General features: G+C 60.2%; 17 protein-coding genes. 12 read left to right on the top strand and 5 right to left on the bottom strand.

What is annotated here, in order from left to right; all coding sequences use genetic code 11:
- Positions 1-11: 11 nt before the first annotated feature.
- The 7 genes from betB (at position 12) to AB8846_RS05290 (ending at position 8,246) form a co-directional block, all read left to right on the top strand.
- The gene (gene betB, locus AB8846_RS05320; protein WP_370732238.1) at positions 12-1,484 is read left to right on the top strand and encodes a betaine-aldehyde dehydrogenase; all 1,473 of its coding nucleotides are present in this window, start codon (positions 12-14) and stop codon (positions 1,482-1,484) included.
- Between the two features lie 13 nt (positions 1,485-1,497).
- On the top strand, positions 1,498-3,162 hold the full coding sequence (gene betA / locus AB8846_RS05315) for a choline dehydrogenase (RefSeq protein WP_370732237.1): 1,665 nt from the start codon (positions 1,498-1,500) through the stop codon (positions 3,160-3,162).
- 534 nt (positions 3,163-3,696) lie between these two features.
- Positions 3,697-4,260 carry a fasciclin domain-containing protein gene (locus AB8846_RS05310; RefSeq protein ID WP_063145246.1) on the top strand — a complete coding sequence of 188 codons (564 nt, stop codon included), beginning with the start codon at positions 3,697-3,699 and terminating at the stop codon, positions 4,258-4,260.
- Between the two features lie 43 nt (positions 4,261-4,303).
- Positions 4,304-4,858 (top strand): RNA polymerase sigma factor, encoded by a 555-nt coding sequence (locus tag AB8846_RS05305; RefSeq protein ID WP_063145245.1) that lies wholly within the window; start codon positions 4,304-4,306, stop codon positions 4,856-4,858.
- A complete protein-coding gene (locus AB8846_RS05300) occupies positions 4,855-5,502 on the top strand; it encodes an anti-sigma factor domain-containing protein (RefSeq protein WP_370732305.1) in 648 nt (215 codons plus the stop codon). Before AB8846_RS05305 ends, AB8846_RS05300 begins: the two co-directional genes overlap by 4 nt.
- Before the next feature lie 275 nt (positions 5,503-5,777).
- On the top strand, positions 5,778-6,518 hold the full coding sequence (locus tag AB8846_RS05295) for an SDR family oxidoreductase (protein WP_063145243.1): 741 nt from the start codon (positions 5,778-5,780) through the stop codon (positions 6,516-6,518).
- Positions 6,519-6,551: 33 nt separating this feature from the next.
- Positions 6,552-8,246 (top strand): thiamine pyrophosphate-binding protein, encoded by a 1,695-nt coding sequence (locus AB8846_RS05290; RefSeq protein ID WP_370732236.1) that lies wholly within the window; start codon positions 6,552-6,554, stop codon positions 8,244-8,246.
- 34 nt (positions 8,247-8,280) lie between these two features.
- Here the strand turns inward: AB8846_RS05290 and AB8846_RS05285 are convergent, their stop codons facing one another.
- Positions 8,281-8,979, bottom strand: coding sequence for a GNAT family N-acetyltransferase (locus AB8846_RS05285; protein WP_370732235.1), 699 nt, complete (start codon positions 8,977-8,979; stop codon positions 8,281-8,283).
- Positions 8,980-9,180: 201 nt separating this feature from the next.
- On the opposite strand from AB8846_RS05285, the gene AB8846_RS05280 reads away from it, so the two are divergent.
- The 5 genes from AB8846_RS05280 (at position 9,181) to AB8846_RS05260 (ending at position 14,214) form a co-directional block, all read left to right on the top strand.
- On the top strand, positions 9,181-10,749 hold the full coding sequence (locus tag AB8846_RS05280) for an ABC transporter substrate-binding protein (protein ID WP_370732234.1): 1,569 nt from the start codon (positions 9,181-9,183) through the stop codon (positions 10,747-10,749).
- A 98-nt stretch (positions 10,750-10,847) separates the two neighbouring features.
- Positions 10,848-11,861 (top strand): ABC transporter permease, encoded by a 1,014-nt coding sequence (locus tag AB8846_RS05275; protein ID WP_370732233.1) that lies wholly within the window; start codon positions 10,848-10,850, stop codon positions 11,859-11,861.
- Complete coding sequence (locus AB8846_RS05270) at positions 11,861-12,694, top strand: ABC transporter permease (protein WP_370732232.1); 834 nt, start codon at positions 11,861-11,863, stop codon at positions 12,692-12,694. The genes AB8846_RS05275 and AB8846_RS05270 overlap by 1 nt, the downstream gene beginning before the upstream one ends.
- Positions 12,687-13,523, top strand: coding sequence for an ABC transporter ATP-binding protein (locus tag AB8846_RS05265; RefSeq protein WP_370732231.1), 837 nt, complete (start codon positions 12,687-12,689; stop codon positions 13,521-13,523). The genes AB8846_RS05270 and AB8846_RS05265 overlap by 8 nt, the downstream gene beginning before the upstream one ends.
- Positions 13,510-14,214, top strand: a complete 705-nt coding sequence (locus AB8846_RS05260; RefSeq protein WP_370732230.1) for an ABC transporter ATP-binding protein — start codon at positions 13,510-13,512, stop codon at positions 14,212-14,214. The genes AB8846_RS05265 and AB8846_RS05260 overlap by 14 nt, the downstream gene beginning before the upstream one ends.
- Before the next feature lie 69 nt (positions 14,215-14,283).
- Here the strand turns inward: AB8846_RS05260 and AB8846_RS05255 are convergent, their stop codons facing one another.
- The 4 genes from AB8846_RS05255 to budA form a co-directional block, all read right to left on the bottom strand.
- Positions 14,284-14,757, bottom strand: coding sequence for a cold-shock protein (locus tag AB8846_RS05255; RefSeq protein ID WP_063145236.1), 474 nt, complete (start codon positions 14,755-14,757; stop codon positions 14,284-14,286).
- Between the two features lie 131 nt (positions 14,758-14,888).
- Complete coding sequence (locus tag AB8846_RS05250; RefSeq protein WP_370732229.1) at positions 14,889-15,659, bottom strand: (S)-acetoin forming diacetyl reductase; 771 nt, start codon at positions 15,657-15,659, stop codon at positions 14,889-14,891.
- A 20-nt stretch (positions 15,660-15,679) separates the two neighbouring features.
- Positions 15,680-17,401: an acetolactate synthase AlsS gene (alsS, locus tag AB8846_RS05245; RefSeq protein ID WP_370732228.1), complete on the bottom strand. Its 1,722-nt coding sequence runs from the start codon at positions 17,399-17,401 to the stop codon at positions 15,680-15,682.
- Entirely contained in the window at positions 17,373-18,152 is a 780-nt protein-coding gene (gene budA, locus AB8846_RS05240) for an acetolactate decarboxylase (RefSeq protein WP_370732227.1), read from the bottom strand. Before budA ends, alsS begins: the two co-directional genes overlap by 29 nt.
- Between the last annotated feature and the right edge of the window lie 16 nt (positions 18,153-18,168).

Raw genomic sequence — 18,168 nt, 5'->3', positions numbered from 1 at the left:
GAGGAGAATTTATGTCCCGAATGGCAGAACAGCAGCTTTATATCAATGGTGGTTATACATCCGCCACCAGCGGTCGCACCTTCGAGACCATCAACCCGGCCAACGGTGAAGTTCTGGCGAGCGTACAGGCCGCCGGGAGAGAAGACGTCGATCGTGCCGTGGAAAGCGCACAGCGCGGGCAAAAAATCTGGGCAGCGATGACCGCCATGGAGCGCTCGCGCATCCTGCGTCGCGCCGTCGATATCCTGCGCGAGCGTAACGACGAGCTGGCGAAGCTTGAAACCCTCGACACCGGTAAAGCGTATTCCGAAACCTCAACCGTCGACATCGTCACCGGCGCGGACGTGCTGGAGTACTACGCGGGGCTGATCCCCGCGCTGGAAGGCAGCCAGATCCCGCTGCGCGAGACCTCATTCGTTTACACCCGCCGCGAGCCGCTGGGCGTGGTGGCGGGCATCGGCGCGTGGAACTACCCGATCCAGATCGCCCTGTGGAAATCGGCCCCGGCGCTGGCGGCGGGCAACGCGATGATCTTCAAGCCAAGCGAGGTCACCCCGCTCACCGCCCTGAAGCTTGCCGAGATCTACACCGAAGCGGGCGTTCCGGACGGCGTGTTTAACGTCCTGCCGGGCGTGGGCGCGGAGACCGGCCAGTACCTGACCGAGCATCCGGGCATCGCGAAAGTCTCCTTCACCGGCGGCGTCGCCAGCGGCAAAAAGGTGATGGCCAACTCTGCGGCCTCGTCCCTGAAAGAGGTGACGATGGAGCTGGGCGGCAAATCCCCGCTGATTATTTTCGACGACGCGGATCTCGATCTCGCGGCAGACATCACGATGATGGCGAACTTCTTCAGCTCCGGCCAGGTGTGCACCAACGGCACCCGCGTGTTCGTGCCTGCGAAGCTTAAGGCCGCGTTTGAGCAGAAAATCGTCGAGCGCGTGGGCCGCATCCGCGCGGGCGATCTGTTCGATGAACGCACCAACTTTGGCCCGATGGTCAGCTTCCCGCACCGCGACAGCGTGCTGCGCTACATCGCCAAAGGCAAAGAGGAAGGCGCGCGCGTGCTGTGCGGCGGCGATGCGCTGAAGGGTGACGGCTTTGACAACGGCGCGTGGGTCGCCCCGACCGTGTTCACCGACTGCACCGACGAGATGACCATCGTGCGCGAAGAGATCTTCGGCCCGGTGATGTCCATCCTCACCTATGACGCTGACGAAGAAGCCATTCGCCGCGCCAACGACACCGACTACGGCTTGGCGGCGGGCATCGTCACTGCCGACCTGAACCGCGCGCACGGCGCTATTCATCAGCTCGAAGCGGGCATCTGCTGGATCAACACCTGGGGTGAATCCGCCGCAGAGATGCCGGTCGGCGGCTACAAACACTCCGGCATTGGCCGCGAGAACGGCGTGATGACGCTCCAGAGCTACACCCAGGTGAAGTCCATCCAGGTTGAGATGGGTAAATTCCAGTCCATATTTTAACCGGGAGGTTTATTTGCAATTTGACTACATCATTATCGGGGCCGGCTCTGCCGGCAACGTGCTGGCAACGCGACTGACTGAAGATCCGAATACCACCGTCCTGCTGCTTGAGGCGGGCGGACCGGACTACCGCTTTGACTTCCGCACCCAGATGCCCGCCGCGCTGGCCTTTCCGCTTCAGGGCAAGCGCTACAACTGGGCGTATGAAACCGAGCCAGAGCCGTACATGAACAACCGCCGCATGGAGTGCGGACGCGGCAAAGGGCTGGGCGGCTCGTCGCTGATCAACGGCATGTGCTACATCCGCGGCAACGCGATGGATCTCGACAACTGGGCGAAAGAAACGGGCCTTGAGCACTGGAGCTACCTCAACTGTCTGCCCTACTACCGTAAAGCGGAGACGCGCGACGTGGGGCCGAACGACTATCACGGCGGCGACGGTCCGGTGAGCGTCACCACTTCCAAACCGGGCGTGAACCCGCTGTTTGAGGCGATGGTGGAAGCGGGCGTGCAGGCGGGCTACCCGCGCACCGAGGATCTCAACGGCTACCAGCAGGAAGGCTTCGGCCCGATGGACCGCACGGTCACGCCGCAGGGCCGACGCGCCAGCACCGCGCGCGGCTATCTGGACCAGGCCAAAAAGCGCCCTAACCTGACCATCCGCACCCACGCCATGACAGATCATATTGTCTTTAACGGCAAACGCGCGGTGGGCGTCGAGTGGCTGGAGGGCGAAAGCACCATTCCGTCCAAAGCGACGGCGAACAAAGAAGTCTTGCTGTGCGCAGGGGCCATTGCCTCCCCGCAGATCCTCCAGCGCTCCGGCGTGGGCAGCGCGGACCTGCTGAAGCAGTTTGATATTCCGCTGGTGCACGACCTGCCCGGCGTGGGCGAAAACCTGCAGGATCACCTGGAGATGTACCTCCAGTACGAATGCAAAGAGCCGGTCTCCCTCTACCCTGCCCTGCAGTGGTGGAACCAGCCGAAGATTGGCGCCGAGTGGCTGTTTGGCGGCACCGGCGTGGGTGCGAGCAACCACTTCGAAGCGGGCGGGTTTATTCGCAGTCGCGAAGAATTCGAGTGGCCAAACATTCAGTACCACTTCCTGCCGGTGGCGATTAACTACAACGGCTCGAACGCGGTAAAAGAACATGGCTTCCAGTGCCACGTCGGATCGATGCGCTCCCCGAGCCGCGGCCACGTGCGCATCAAGTCCCGCGATCCGCACCAGCATCCGGCGATCCTGTTCAACTATATGTCCCACGAGCAGGACTGGCAGGAGTTCCGCGACGCGATCCGCATCACCCGCGAGATCATGCACCAGCCCGCGCTGGACAAATACCGCGGACGCGAAATCAGCCCGGGCGTCGAATGCCAGACCGACGAACAGCTGGACGAGTTCGTGCGCAACCACGCCGAAACCGCCTTCCACCCGTGCGGCACCTGCAAGATGGGCTACGACGAGATGGCGGTGGTCGACGGCGAAGGCCGCGTTCACGGACTGGAAGGGCTGCGCGTGGTGGATGCGTCGATCATGCCGCAGATCGTCACCGGCAACCTGAACGCCACCACCATTATGATTGGTGAGAAGATTGCCGACGCCATTCGCGGGCGCGAGCCGCTGGCGAAGAGCACGGCGGCGTATTATGTGGCGAACGGGGCGCCGGTAAGACGCTGAAAATATTTCCCTCATCCTGGCTCTCTCCCCATAGGCTGAGGGATCCCCTGTAATTTTTAAGCAGAAGCAATAACGTTGTTTAAGAACGACTGAAGCCTTTCAGCGATGCCCTGGTCCGGCTGTAAATCGCTGAGGCGTTTCCTGCAGGCCGGGGCGAGGCGCATGGATGCGCCGAGAGGGCGGGCTTTACAGGGACGTTACCTCCGCCCGTCCCCGATAAGCCGGAAGGAATAAGCCGAGGGCACCGCGTAGCGGCGATTTACCGCCGGGAGCCCGGGTCGCCAGGGTGGTGGCGACTGAGCCACCCTGGCACGTTCACCGGTTATGGGGTTACAGAGTAGCAAGGAACATAAAGTGAACGGAATGACCACTACAGCTGTATGTTCCCCTCACCCTAACCCTCTCCCCATAGGGGAGAGGGGATTAACCTTCCCCGCCAAAAATTTATTTTCATTTGCCTGCATCCAGTTTCCCCCCTGCCCTCGTATGTGAGTATGTGAGCAACGCCTTTGCTCCCTAATCCGAGGATAAATGATGAAAAAGCTACTCAGTGTTGCATTCGTATCCAGCGCTTTGCTCTTCTGTGCAGGCGCATCAGCGGCCATGAACTCTGGCTCCGTAATGGTGGGCGGAGCGGAAATGTTCCCGAGCAAAAATATTGTTGAAAACGCCGTGAACTCAAAAGATCACACCACGCTAGTTGCGGCGGTCAAAGCGGCCGGGCTGGTTGATACGCTGCAGAGCAAAGGGCCCTTCACCGTTTTTGCGCCCACCGATGCGGCGTTTGCAAAATTGCCTGCGGGTACGGTCGACAATCTGGTGAAGCCGGAAAATAAAGCGCTGCTCACCAGCATTCTGACCTATCACGTGGTAGCGGGTAATTACGATATGAAAGCGCTGGAGCAGAAAATTAAACAGGGCGGCGGCCACGCGGAGCTGAAAACCGTTAACGGTCAACCGCTGTGGATCATGAGCAACGGCCCGCACAATATTCAGCTCAAGGATGGTAAAGGCAACGTGGCGAACATCAGCACCTACGACGTCCATCAGAAAAACGGCGTGATCGATGTGATTGATACCGTCCTGATGCCTAAGTAGTTGTCTATACTTCGGAAGTGTGACGTTGCCTTCCGGGAAAAACATGGATAACGCGCTGGCTGAACAGCAGTTGAAATTAATGCAGGCGATCGCTAACGGCGATCGCCGCGCATTTGAACAACTTTACCGACTCACATCGCCTCACCTGTTTGCCGTCGCGCTGCGCATGCTGCGCCATCGCGCCTGGGCAGAAGAGATCCTTCACGACTGTTTTGTCACCGTCTGGAGTAAAGCCGAAACCTATAACGCTACCCTGAGCTCCCCTATGACCTGGCTTACGCATATTGTTCGCAACCGCTGTATTGACTGGCTGCGCAGCGGGCAAACCCGGGCTGCCGCCCATGAGGAGTCGTATTCGGAAGATATTCAGCTAAGCGAAAGCGATGAGCAGAATAACTGGCACGACGACGCGCAGGCAGCGCGGCTCAGGCATTGTCTGGAACATTTGAGTCATGAACAGCGCCAGAGTATTACGCTCGCCTACTATCAGGGCATGTCCCACAGCGACATTGCCGACTGGCTCCAGCAGCCTGTGGGCTCGGTAAAAAGCTGGATCCGCCGCGCGATGGATCATCTTCGGGAGTGCGTGGGTCTATGAATGACAGCGAAAAACGCGATGACATGCTGGCTGCAGAATATGCCCTCGGCACCCTGCGCGGAGGGGCGCGGCTTCAGTTCCAGAAAAGGCTTGCCGCGGAGCCCGGTCTGGCCGCCCGCGTGGCGTACTGGCAGGAAACGTTCAGCACGCTCGACAGCCATCTCGCGCCCGTGACCCCACCCGAAACGGTGTGGAAGAAGATCGCCCTCGATCTGCCGCCGAAAAAGCCTTTGCGCCAAAGCCGGCCTTATCTCGGCTGGATGGTCGCGGCCGGCATCGCCGCCGTTAGCGCGGTAGCCTGGTATACCACCCGCACGCCGGAACTCGCACCGCTGATGGTGCTCAACGATGCCCAACAGCACGGGCAATGGATCGTCAGTGCGGACAGCCGCCGCCAGTATCTGAGCATAACGCCTCTCAGGCCGAGCGCTGTCGCGGCGCAAAACAGCCTGCAGCTTTGGCTTATTCCTGCCGGGAAGGCCCCGATATCCCTTGGGCTGCTGCAAAGTGATATACCGACCCATGTTGCCCTCAGGAACAACACCCTTACCCCTGATGCAATGATAGCCATAAGCCTCGAGCCCGAAGGGGGGTCACCTACCGGTCAACCCACCGGTCCCGTGCTCTACAGTGGAAAAATTTAATTCTCAGGCCTTGTTCGCAAGGCCGCGAGGATCGGCAAATTTCATTCTGTTCATATGATTGTTACATATAAGAATTAAATATTAGGACTGCAATTAATTTAATTATTAAAAAACGTTATTGACATTCTCTTCCGCACGCCATTAAGTTTTAAGCGAGTATTATTTCATTCCAGATACAGAATATATCAAAAACGAGCATTTAAGAATTTTTAATAACTCTTAAATCTTTCCCTTCTTTTTATTTATTTTGAATCATACAACAGTGAGATAAGATCATGAATAATAGTGCAAACAAAGTTGTTGTTATCACCGGTGCCAGCAGCGGTATCGGTCAGGCCATTGCCCTCCATTTAGCCGATAAACCGTTTTCGCTGGTCCTGGTCGCGCGCCGTCTGGATAGAATCAACGCCCTGGTGGATCAAATTATTCAGCAGGGCGGGCAGGCGATTGCCGTTAAAGCCGATGTCACGCGCCAGGAAGAGGTACAGAAGGCGATAAACGCCGCCGTCGCCGCATACCAACGCGTCGATGTACTGATCAACAACGCGGGCTATATGGCTATCGCCCCCATCAGCGAGCTCAAAACCGACGAGTGGGACAGGATGATTGATACCAATCTCAAAGGCGTGCTGTACGGTATCGCGGCGGCATTCCCGGTGTTCCAGCGTCAGGGAAGCGGACACTTTATTAACGTTGCCTCCGTGGCGGGCATCAAGGTCCTTGCCCCCGGTGGCGTAGTATACAGCGCCACGAAATTCGCCGTCCGCGCCCTGAGTGAAGGGTTACGTCAGGAGGCTGGGAAAACCATTCGGACTACCCTTATTTCCCCCGGCGCGGTTGAAAGCGAACTGCAGTTCGGCAGCTCTGATGCCCCGAGCAAACAGTTCCTGCATGAATTTTACAAGCAGGCTATTCCGGCAGAGTCGATTGCCCGTTCCGTTTTATTTGCCATCGAACAGCCAGGCGACGTTGATATTAATGAAATTGTTGTTCGCCCCACGCAGGAAGAATTTTAGCATGCCTTAAATAATACTGAATGAGGTGTCATTATGATTAAATCATTAACGTCCCTATCAGATTTAAATATGCGCTCCGGCGCCGATATTCTCCTTGAGGTGCTGGAGAGTGAAGGTGTGGAATATATATTTGGCAACCCCGGCACAACGGAACTTCCGCTGATTGACGCCCTGCTTCGTCATGAAAACATTCACTATATTCTGGCGCTCCAGGAGAGCAGCGTGGTCGCCATTGCCGACGGCTATGCGAAAGCCTCCGGCAAAACGGGTTTTATCAATTTGCACACGGCCAGCGGTCTTGGGCACGGGATGGGAAATTTAATCAACTCGCGGATCATGAAAACGCCGCTGGTGGTCACCGTCGGGCAGCAGGACACGCGGCACTACGTGCGCGACCCGCTCCTGTACGATGACATTGTTTCCATTGGTTCGCCGGTGGTGAAATGGGCGCAGGAGGTCACCAGCGCCGATCAGCTCCCGGTTCTTGTGCGCCGCGCTTTTCATGCCGCCAGCTACCCTCCCGCGGGTCCGGTGCTGCTCTCTCTGCCAATGAACGTGATGGAAGAGCTCAGCGATGCCGGGATACAAACGGCCTCAAAGGTGAACTATCACACCGTGGCGGGCTCGCTGGACGAGCTGGCGGAGGAGCTGAGCCAGGTTACGCCCGGCAGGATCATGATTGTGGCGGGGGATGAAGTTCACTCCAGCGGCTCGACGCAGGAGATTGTCCAGCTTGCGGAAGCGCTCGGTGCCCACGTTTACGGCTCCTCCTGGCCGTTGAACCTCCCCTTTCCCACGCAGCACGCGCTCTGGCGCGGCAACATGCCTACCACCGCCTGCGAAATTGCCAGCATCGTTAACGCCTACGACGCGGTGTTTATCATCGGCGGCAGAAGCCTGATCACCATTCTGTACAGCGAAGGGGACGCTATCCCGGGGACGTGCGCGGTTTATCAGCTTTCAGCCGACATGAACGAGCTGGGCCGCACCTACGCCACCCGCCTCTCGGTGATGGGGGATATCAAACTCTCCCTGAAGGAACTGTTACCGAAGCTTGAGCAACGCCGGGTAGCAAGCAAATTGACGCGTCAGCGGCTGCTCAAAACGGCACGCGCTGAACGTGAAAAAGAGTGGCAACTGCAGGAAGAGCGCCTGGCTGCCGAGCGGCTGCGCCCGGCGATTTCGCCGATGGTCGCGGCCTACGAGGTGATAAAGTCCGTTCCGCCGGGCATCACGATTGTCGACGAGGCGATTGCAACGGCCAGGCACGTTCGCCGGTTTATTTCCGACCAGCAGCACCCGCGCTACTACTTCATGCGCGGCGGCGGTCTGGGCTGGGGGATGCCTGCGGCGGTGGGACACTCGCTGGGGCTGGGCCGCGAGCCGGTAGTGTGCCTGATGGGCGACGGCGCTTCACTGTATTCCCCGCAGGCGCTCTGGACGGCGGCACACGAAAATCTCCCCGTGACCTTTATCGTCATGAATAACCTGGAGTACAACGTGCTCAAAAACTTTATGAAGAGCCAGCCCGCCTACAGTTCAACGCAGCTGGGACGCTTTATCGGAATGGACTTGGTTAACCCGCACATCGATTTTCAGTCGCTGGGCAGCGCCATGGGCATCCACTGCTGCCGGGTTACCCAGGCGGCGGACATCGCCACGGCGGTGGCCAACGGGCTGCAATCCGGCAAAACCAACTTAATTGAAATCGTGATTTCGGCAGATTAATCACAGAATGTCGCTGTACCCTACATAAACGCTCTTATAACCGAAATGCCTCAAGCCTTTTAATCTGCCGCCCTTGTGCGTCAAAATTCTCCGCCGCCAGCCAGGCGCGCAGTTCGGCGTCTCTTTGCGGCCACTCGCCGTCAATAATAGAAAGCATATCGCTGTCGCGGTTGCGCCCTTTGCGCACCAGCTTCTGGCGCAGACGTCCTTCCCAGACAAACCCCAGCCGCTCCGCCGCGCTGCGTGACGCAATGTTCATGGAATCGCACTTCCACTCGAGGCGCCGGTAGCCGTGCTCAAACGCATTTTTCAGCAGCAGCCACACCGTTTCGGTGCCCATCCGGGTCCCTTTCATCCTGCGCGACCAGGTCACGTGCCCGATCTCCACCGACCCCAGCAGCCGCTCGTTAGCCATATAGCTCACCAGCCCCACCGCACGCTCGGTGCGTAAATCAATGACGGCAAACGGCACCAGCTCATCGTCCATCACCTTAGCCATGATCCAGTGCGCGGTGGCTTCCACGCTCGCTGGCTGCGTGCTGGCAAGCCACGTCCAGTCGCTGTCGTCGCCCAGCGCGTAGGCCTCATAGAGATCGGCCGCGTGGCGATCGGCATCCAGCGGCTCCAGGCGGCAATACTGGCCGAACAGCGGCGTGCGGGTTAAAACGCGCGCGCCTTTCCAGTCGGGAACGATATCGTTAACGGTTTGACCATGATGATTGATTTCGGGCACGGCGGTGACTCCCTGAAAGGTAAGGCATTTGTTATAGCAGGTTAAAAAGCGGGCGAAAAGCGGCGTATTTTAATAGCCCGAGCGCATGCGATATTCCCGGAAGGCATAAGGAAAGCTGAATTTCGACTTTGCGTAATTTCAGAGACGACCTAACGTAGCGGAGCATAAAACAATCACAATATATTCTTCTCAGGGATCGCTATGACTAAAAAATTGCTGCCGTTACTGGTGCTGGCTGCGCTCTCAAGCGCTGCCCACGCCGCTACTCCGCCCAACACGCTGGTTGTTGCCCAGGGGCTTGATGACATCGTAAGCCTCGACCCGGCTGAAGCCAACGAGCTTTCCAGCATCCAGACCGTGCCTAGCCTCTATCAGCGCCTGGTACAGCCGGACCGCGATAACCCGGAAAAAATCACCCCGATTCTGGCGGAAAGCTGGGAAGCGGACGCGGCAGCAAAAACGCTCACGATTAAACTTAAGCCCGATGCCAAATTCGCGTCCGGCAACCCGCTGCGCCCGGAAGACGTGATCTTCTCGTACACCCGCGCCGTGACGCTGAACAAATCCCCGGCATTCATCCTGAACGTGCTGGGCTGGGACGCGAGCAACATCGCCAGCCAGCTGAAAAAGGTGGACGACCATACCCTCACGCTTCACTGGACGGCGGACGTGAGCCCGTCGGTGGCGCTGAATATTCTCTCCACGCCGATTGCCTCCATCGTCGATGAAAAGCAGGTCGCGGCGAACGTGAAGGATAACGACTTCGGTAACGCCTGGCTGAAAATGCACTCGGCGGGCAGCGGCGCGTTCAAAATGCGCGTCTATCAGCCGCATCAGGCCATCGTGCTGGAAGCCAACGAGTCAGCGCCCGGCGGCGCGCCGAAGCTTAAAAGCATCATCATTAAAAACGTCCCCGACCCGGCGTCACGCCGCCTGCTGATCCAGCAGGGTGATGCGGACGTGGCGCGCGATCTGGGTGCAGACCAGATTAGCGCCCTGGACGGCAAGCCGGGCGTCAAGGTGCTGAGCATTTCGTCCGCCGAGCAAAATTACCTGGTGTTTAACACCGGCAACAGCGCCAACCCGCTGCTGAACAACCCGGCCTTCTGGGAAGCGTCGCGCTGGCTGGTGGACTATGAAGGCATCACCAAAAATCTGCTGAAAGGCCAGTATTTTGTCCATCAGAGCTTCCTGCCGGTCGGCCTGCCGGGCGCGCTGGAGGACAATCCATTTACGTTTGACCCGGCAAAAGCGAAAGCGATCCTCGCCAAAGCGGGCATTAAAGACGCGCACTTCACGCTGGACGTGGAGAACAAGCCGCCGTTTATCACCATCGCCCAGTCGATGCAGGCGAGCTTTGCTCAGGGGGGCGTGAAGGTCGATCTGCTGCCTGCCGCCGGGAGCCAGGTCTATGCCCGCGTGCGCGCGAAGCAGCACCAGGCGGCGATCCGTCTGTGGATCCCGGACTATTTTGACGCGCACTCTAACGCCAGCGCCTTTGCGTGGAACGACGGTAAATCCAGCACCGTGGCCGGGCTTAACGGCTGGAAAATCCCGGAGCTGAACAAAGCCACGCTGGCGGCGGTAGCCGAGCCGGATCCGGCGAAGCGTCTGGATCTCTACAAGAAGATGCAGGAACAGCTGCAGCAGAATTCGCCGTACGTGTTTGTCGATCAGGGTAAAACCCAGATCGTGGTGCGCGATAGCGTGAAGGGGTATCAGCAGGGGCTGAACGCGGATATGGTCTGGTACGATCGCGTCACGAAGTAGCCCTTGTTGCCGGGTGGCGCTGCGCTCACCCGGCCTACGTTCTCGGTTTTTGTAGGCCGGGTAAGGCGAAGCCGCCACCCGGCATGAAGAGATTTCCCATGCCACATCTTTCCACCCGCGTGCTCCAGGGTCTGCTGACCCTGCTGCTCACGCTCTTCGGGCTGCTGCTCGTCACGTTTGCGCTCTCGGCGTTTTCACCTGTCGATCGCGTGCTGCAGATCGTCGGCGATCACGCCAGCCAGTCAACCTACGATCAGGTTCGCCACCAGCTCGGGCTGGACAGGCCCCTGCCCGTGCAGTTCTGGCACTACCTGCAAAACCTTGCCCACGGTGATTTAGGCACGGCCAGCGCCACCGGGCAGCCGGTGCTGCAGGATCTGCTGCACGCCTTCCCCGCCACGCTGGAGCTGGCAACGCTGGCGTTAATCATCGGCGCCGTGCTCGGCGTGATTGCCGGGGTGCTGTGCGCCCGCTACGCCGGTTCGCCGCTCGATCTCGCCATCAGAACCCTCACCCTGCTCGGCAACTCGGTGCCGATTTTCTGGCTCGGCCTGCTGATGCTGGCCCTGTTCTACGCGAAGCTGCAGTGGAGCGCGGGTCCCGGCAGGCTGGACGATATCTGGCAGTTCACCGTCGAGCCGCGCACCGGCTTTGCGCTGGTGGATACCTGGCTTTCCGGCGACCGCGAGGCGTTCCGCAACGCCGTCAGCCACCTGGTGCTGCCGGTGCTGCTGCTGGCCTATTACTCGCTCGCGAGCATCACCCGCCTGACGCGCTCCGCCTGCCTGAGCGAGATGAACAAAGAGTACATTCTGCTTGCCCGCGCCAAGGGTGCAGGGGAGATGGCCATTCTGCTGCGCCACGTGCTGCCGAACATTCGCGGCACCCTGCTGACGGTGATCGCCCTGGCCTACACCAGCATGCTGGAAGGCGCGGTACTGACCGAAACCGTCTTCTCCTGGCCGGGCATCGGGCGCTACCTCACCACCGCCCTGTTCGCCGGAGACACCACCGCCATCATGGGCGGCACGCTGCTGATTGGCGTGAGCTTTGTGCTGATCAATAACCTTACCGACCTGCTCGTGCGGGCGACCGATCCCAGGGTGCGCTGATGCCGTTTTATCTTTTCTTACGCCGCCTGCGCCGCTCCCCTGCCGCGTTTTGCGGGCTGGCTGCCATCGCGCTGCTGGTGGTTATCGCCCTGCTCGCGCCGTGGCTTGCGCCGCTTGACCCGAACTGGCAGGACGCCGCCGCACGCTTACAGGCACCCAATATCCAGCACTGGCTGGGCACCGACAGCTACGGGCGCGACCTGCTCTCGCGCCTGATTTACGGCACCCGTCCGGCGCTCGGGCTGGTGGCGCTGGTCACCGTCATCACCCTGCCCGCCGGGCTGCTGGTGGGGATTTTGTCCGGCTACTACGGCGGCTGGATGGAGCGCATCCTGATGCGCTTTACCGACGTGGTGATGTCGATGCCGCGCCTGATCCTCGCCTTCGCCTTCGTGGCGATGCTCGGCCCGGGGCTGGTCAACGGCGCGCTGGCGCTGGCCCTAACTACCTGGCCCGCCTACGCGCGTCAGGCGCGGAGTGAAATTCAGCGTCTGCGCCACAGCGACTATCTCGCCGCCGCCGAAATGATGGGCATTCGCGGGCTGCGCCTGCTGGTCGGCCATATTCTGCCCCTGTGCCTGCCGTCCGCGATTGTGCGGCTGGCGCTGGATCTGGCGGGCATTATTCTGGCCGCCGCCGGGCTGGGCTTCCTCGGCCTTGGCGCACGCCCTCCAATGGCCGAATGGGGCGCGATGATCGCCGACGGCATGCAGGTCATTTTCGACCAGTGGTGGATTGCCGCCATTCCGGGCGGCGCGATTCTGTTTGCCAGCCTGGCCTTTAACCTGCTGGGCGATGGCCTGCGCGACGTACTGGAGCCACAGCATGACTGAACAACGCGTCATCGTCGATGCGCTGAATATCGACTACCCCGCCGCGCGCGTGGTCAACAGCCTGAGCTTCACGCTGGGCAACGAGCGGCTGGCACTGGTGGGGGAATCTGGCTCGGGCAAGTCGATGTCCGCCCGCGCCCTGATGGGGCTGGTGCGTAAGCCCGGCATCGTGAGTGCGAACCGGCTTAACGTGCTCGGCAACGACCTGCTGACCCTGAGCACCCGCCGCTGGCAGGCGCTGCGCGGCAACGGGATTGCGATGGTCCTGCAGGATCCGCGCTACGCGCTGAATCCGGCGAAAAACGTCGCCGCCCAGCTTGATGAGGCGCTGACCCTGCATCAGCGCCTGCCCCGCGCCGAGCGCCGGGCGCGCATTCACGACATCATCCGCGCCGTCGGACTTAACGAACATGTCCTCCAGCGTTATCCAGGCGAGCTCTCCGGGGGCATGGGCCAGCGGGTGATGATTGCGATTGCGCTCATCAACAACCCGCAGGTGCTGATTGCCGACGAACCCACCTCCGCGCTGGACGCCCGCCTGCGCAACCAGATCCTCGAGCTGTTGGTGCAGCAGAGCGAAGAACGCCAGATGGCGATGCTGTTAATCAGCCACGATCTGCCGCTGGTGGCGGAACACTGCGACCGCGTGCTGGTGATGTATCAGGGCGAGAAGGTCGATGAGATGGCGGCGAACCGGCTGCCGCAGGCGACGCACCCGTATACGCGCACCCTGTGGACCTGCTGTCCAAACGCCAACACCTTCGGCCAGATGCTGCCGACGCTGGACCGTTCGCAGCGGTGGAAGGAGACCGATCATGACGCTCGTTGAAGTAAAGGATCTCCAGGTGAGCTTCGGAGAGAAAACGGCGGTGTCCGCCGCCAGCTTTGCCATCGAGAAAGGTGAAACCTTCAGCCTGATCGGCGAATCCGGCTGCGGAAAATCGACTATTCTGCGCGTGCTGGCGGGGCTGCAGCGCGAGTGGAACGGCAGTATTTCGATCCTGGGAGAAGCGTTACGGCCAGGACGGCGTTTTGAAGGCGAGCTTCGCCGCAACGTGCAGATGGTGTTTCAGGATCCGTGGGCGTCGCTGCACCCGAACCACACCGTTGCGCGCACCCTGTCGGAGCCGTTAAACATCCACGGCGAAACGCAGATTGCCGAAAAGGTGGCGGATGCGCTGCAGCAGGTGGGGCTTTCCGCCGACGCGGGCAGGCGTTATCCGCATCAGCTTTCCGGCGGCCAGCGCCAGCGCGTGGCGATTGCCCGCGCGCTGCTGCTGCGCCCGCAGCTTCTGCTGCTGGACGAGCCGACCTCGGCGCTGGATATGTCCGTGCAGGCGGAGATCCTGAACCTGCTCAACCGCCTGAAAGCCGAGCACGGCATGACCTACCTGCTGGTGAGCCACGATGCGGACGTGATTGCGCATATGTCCGACCGGGCGGCATTTATGGCGCACGGAGAGATCCAGCGGGTGTTTGACCGTGAGGCGATGTTGCGGGGTGAGCACAGGATGGGGTAAACCGCGTGGCGGCGAGCGCCGCACGGGTTTTGTAGGCCGGGTAAGGCGTAGCCGCCACCCGGCAAAAAATCACTTCAGAAGCTTCACCGTGGCATCAATATCGATCTCATCTTCGGTGAAGATCAGCGTCGTATTCTGGAAGGTGGTGATCGCCAGCTTCTTCACCGTGCGCATTTCGCCCGGCTTTTTCTCGGATTTCGGCTTGATGCTGTTCATCAGCAGCCCCACCGACAGCACCGCGTTCTCTTTGTCGATTTTGGTATCAACCGGTTCTTCTTCGTTAAACACCACGAAGGATTTGATGGAGGAGAGCTTCACGCGCTCGCCCGCAATAAAGAGATGTTTGCTTTCCGGTATCACCTTCACCGCATAGGCGGAAAGGCCTTTGTTGTTGGTGGTTGGCTCAAAGGTCACCGCGGCATCTTTCTTAATCAGATCGGGATTCGCGACCTTAATCACATGAAAATAGCGGTTGTCGCCGTTTTCATCTTTGATAAATCCGAAGCCTTTATCTTTAAACCACGTTGTGATTGTACCGTTCATCGCTGTTACCGCCTGTCAGATCGTAATGACTAAAGTTTTGCAGCGCGCAGTGTAATGCACAATGACGGAGGAGACAAAAAAAAGCCCCTGCACGAGTGCAGGGGAAAACTCATGTCAGAGCTTATTAGAATTTAATTAAACACCATCCCACCATCAATTAAGAGCGACTGGCCGGTCATGTAGTCGGAATCCGGCCCTGCAAGGTATGAGACGCAGGCGGCCACATCTTCCGGCTCGGACAGGCGGCCAAGCGTAATGCGTTTGGCAAAGGTTTCAGTCCCGTAGCCGAGCGGTTTGCCCGCCGCCTCGGAGACCTGACGGTCGATTTCCGCCCACATCGGCGTTTTGACGATGCCCGGGCAGTAGGCGTTAACGGTGATCCCCAGCGGCGCGAGATCCCGTGCCGCGGTCTGGGTTAAGCCGCGCACCGCGAATTTACTGGAGCTGTAGACCGCCAGCTCAGGGTTGCCGGTGTGGCCCGCCTGGGAGCAGGCGTTGATGATCTTGCCGCCGTGCCCCTCTTTGCGGAAGGCGTCAATCGCGGCCTGGATCCCCCAGATCACCCCTTTCACGTTGATGTTGTAGACCTTGTCGACAATGTCCGGCGTGATGGATTCGATAGGCGTAGACGGCGCAATCCCGGCGTTGTTAACGATGACGTTGAAACCGCCCAGCGCGGTGCGCGCTTTCTCCACCGCCGCAAATACCTGCTCGCGGTCAGAGACATCGACCTTCACGGCGACGGCGTTCCCGCCGTTACGGATGATTTCATCGGCGACGGCTCTTGCCGTCTCATCGTTATAGTCGGCGATGGCGACGGCAAAGCCGTCTTTCACCAGGCGAAGCGCGATCGCTTTACCAATCCCCTGGCCTGAGCCTGTTACGAGAGCAACTTTTTGCATTTCTCTGTCCTTATGTTGATTCACAAAATCTGGCTGAGATGGAGCTGGCCCATCAGCAGCGGGTTATCGCTGTAGTCGACGGGAATGGCCACGACGGCAGGGCCATCCACATCCATCGCCGCACGCAGCGTGGGTTCCAGCGCCTCGGCGCTCTCCACGGCAAAGCCTTTCGCACCGAAGGCGTCGGCATACGCTTTGAAATCGACCGGGCCGAACTCGACGCCGGAAAGCCGCTGGTATTTTTTCTCTTCCTGAATCGCCACCATGTTGTAGCCGTTATCCACCCAGATGATGTGAAGCACGTTGGCGTTGAGGCGCACCGCGGTTTCCAGCTCCATGCTCGACTGCAGGAAGCCGCCGTCACCGGAGACCGACACCACCTTGCGGCCCGGGTTCACCAGCCACGCGCCAATCGCCCACGGCAGCGCAACGCCCATGGTCTGCTGACCGTTGGAGATCATTACCTGACGCGCCCGGAAGCTGTAGAGGTAGCGGGCGATCCAGATGTGGAAGCTGCCCATATCCACGGTGAGCGTCACGTCGCTGTTCACGATGTCCTGCATGGCGCGCACGATGCGCAGCGGGTGCAGGGCAAACTGGTTGAGCGAGGCGCCGCGGCGATCGAGCAGATCCCGCTGGTGCTGGCGATCGACCAGAATCTCTGACGCCCGCTGGCTCAGCTCGAGCTTATGGTCAATGCGGTTAGCAAGCAGGTTCAGCGTTTCGGCGATATCCCCCACCAGCTCCAGATCCGGCACGTAGTTACGCTCTTCATAGGCAGGCAGCACGTCAATGTGCACCAGCGTCGCGTCGCCGCTGTTCCACATGGACGGCTCGTACTCCACCGGGCTGTAGCCGATGCAGATGATCAGATCCGCCAGATGCAACAGCCGGTCGCCCGCCTGGTTATTGAACAGGCCGACGCGTCCGGCGAAGCGGGTGAAGTGCTCCTGGTTTACCGCCCCGGCGGCCTGATAGGTGCTGGTCACCGGAATACGGCTTTTCTCCAGCAGCTTGCGCAGCGCGGCGCTGTTCGCGGGCTGGCTGGCCATCAGGCCGAGTAAGATGACCGGGTTTTTGGCGTTTTCGATAAGCTTCGCCACGTCGTTAATCGCCGACTCCGGTGCCGGGCCCATCAGCGCCGGGCCGCTGGCGGGTAAAATCGCCCCCGTCGCGGGCTGGTCGACAATATCCTGCGGCAGGCTGACGAACGCGCCCCCCGGCCTGCCGTGCTCGGCGGCGCGAAACGCGTTCGATACCACCTCGGCAATCGCGTCCGGTGAATTGACCTCCACGGCGTATTTGGTGACAGGGCTGAACATGGCAACGGTGTCCATGCTCTGGTGCACCAGCTTGGCTTTATCCGCCCGCTTCACCGCCCCGCCCAGCGCGACCACCGGGTCGCCTTCGCTGTTGGCGGTGGCAATGCCGGTGATCAGGTTGGAACAGCCCGGCCCGGAGGTGACCAGCGCCACCCCGGCCTTGCCGGTCAACCGCCCTACCGCCGCCGCCATAAACGCCGCGTTGGCCTCGTGGCGTACCGGAACGATCTCAATGGAAGAGTCCAGCAGGGAGTCAAAGACCTTGTCGATTTTCGCACCCGGGATCCCGAACACCTGCTTCACGCCCTGCGCTTCCAGCTGGCCGACAACCATATCGGCGCCGTGCGCCCACTGACGTGACTGTTTCTCACTGTTCACGGTAGTTCTCCTGTTAGTTTTCGACGGAACGGATCGCTGCATCAAGATTGCTGGGGTGAAGGTTGGCCTGTAAGAACGCGCTGTCGGCGGGCAGGTCAATCATCAGCTTGTGAATTTCACCGAAGGTGAGCACGCCGCTCTCCAGCTGGTAGTCGAGCAGATGGCCCCCGCCCTGACGGTCGTCGGTGATGAAATGCTCGTGATAGCCCGCCACGTTGATGCCCTGCATGTGCTGCGGGGTGCGGAACCCCACCAGCACCCCTTCGCGCTGGTTAAAGCGGAACACCGGCTGGTCGTCCAGCACGTCGGTCATCGCGCGGTACGGCGGCTTCTGGCGCGGTACGGTGCGGGTGTGGGCGTGGCGGAAGTTGCCGTCAATGCGCAGCGCGCAGAACAGGTTGTCGGAGGGGATCTGCTGGTCGATCGCGTCGTGGATCTGCTGACGGCTGACCGGCGCATTGAAGGTGATACGGTACTGCGGCTGGAACCAGGTCATTACCGCGAACGGCGTTTTCTGCTCCGGCTTCGCGGCCCGGGCGCTGCCGTCGGCGCGCAGCTGGTACACCTGGCTGCTGAAGGCAATCATTTCACCGTCCAGCTCGTTGAAGGTGCCCAAACCAAAATCACCGTGTGCCAGCAGATCGGCGATGGTGGTCTCCCCCTCGTACACGCCGCTTAGCAGGGCGCTCATTAGCGATGTCTGATAGATCACGCTGTCAGGATGCCGGGCGGAGAACCCCCGCAGGGTCTCGCACAGGCTGGCCTCACAGTCGCAGGCAGATGAATGCATCATCACGCTGGTCCTCTTC

Source organism: Enterobacter sp. KB-221C9, assembly GCF_041320715.1.
Taxonomy (GTDB): domain Bacteria; phylum Pseudomonadota; class Gammaproteobacteria; order Enterobacterales; family Enterobacteriaceae; genus Enterobacter; species Enterobacter asburiae_D.
Note: the sequence above shows the minus strand (reverse complement) of the source record. Positions and strands in the feature narration are given on the sequence as shown.

Coding starts and splice junctions, on each gene's coding strand:
- AB8846_RS05250 (WP_370732229.1), bottom strand. CDS start 15,659: ATGCAAAAAGTTGCTCTCGTAACAGGCTCAGGCCAGGGGATTGGTAAA.
- AB8846_RS05265 (WP_370732231.1), top strand. CDS start 12,687: ATGACTGAACAACGCGTCATCGTCGATGCGCTGAATATCGACTACCCC.
- AB8846_RS05310 (WP_063145246.1), top strand. CDS start 3,697: ATGAAAAAGCTACTCAGTGTTGCATTCGTATCCAGCGCTTTGCTCTTC.
- AB8846_RS05300 (WP_370732305.1), top strand. CDS start 4,855: ATGAATGACAGCGAAAAACGCGATGACATGCTGGCTGCAGAATATGCC.
- betB (WP_370732238.1), top strand. CDS start 12: ATGTCCCGAATGGCAGAACAGCAGCTTTATATCAATGGTGGTTATACA.
- AB8846_RS05260 (WP_370732230.1), top strand. CDS start 13,510: ATGACGCTCGTTGAAGTAAAGGATCTCCAGGTGAGCTTCGGAGAGAAA.
- AB8846_RS05280 (WP_370732234.1), top strand. CDS start 9,181: ATGACTAAAAAATTGCTGCCGTTACTGGTGCTGGCTGCGCTCTCAAGC.
- AB8846_RS05305 (WP_063145245.1), top strand. CDS start 4,304: ATGGATAACGCGCTGGCTGAACAGCAGTTGAAATTAATGCAGGCGATC.
- budA (WP_370732227.1), bottom strand. CDS start 18,152: ATGATGCATTCATCTGCCTGCGACTGTGAGGCCAGCCTGTGCGAGACC.
- alsS (WP_370732228.1), bottom strand. CDS start 17,401: ATGCAGCGATCCGTTCCGTCGAAAACTAACAGGAGAACTACCGTGAAC.
- AB8846_RS05275 (WP_370732233.1), top strand. CDS start 10,848: ATGCCACATCTTTCCACCCGCGTGCTCCAGGGTCTGCTGACCCTGCTG.
- AB8846_RS05290 (WP_370732236.1), top strand. CDS start 6,552: ATGATTAAATCATTAACGTCCCTATCAGATTTAAATATGCGCTCCGGC.
- AB8846_RS05270 (WP_370732232.1), top strand. CDS start 11,861: ATGCCGTTTTATCTTTTCTTACGCCGCCTGCGCCGCTCCCCTGCCGCG.
- AB8846_RS05255 (WP_063145236.1), bottom strand. CDS start 14,757: ATGAACGGTACAATCACAACGTGGTTTAAAGATAAAGGCTTCGGATTT.
- AB8846_RS05295 (WP_063145243.1), top strand. CDS start 5,778: ATGAATAATAGTGCAAACAAAGTTGTTGTTATCACCGGTGCCAGCAGC.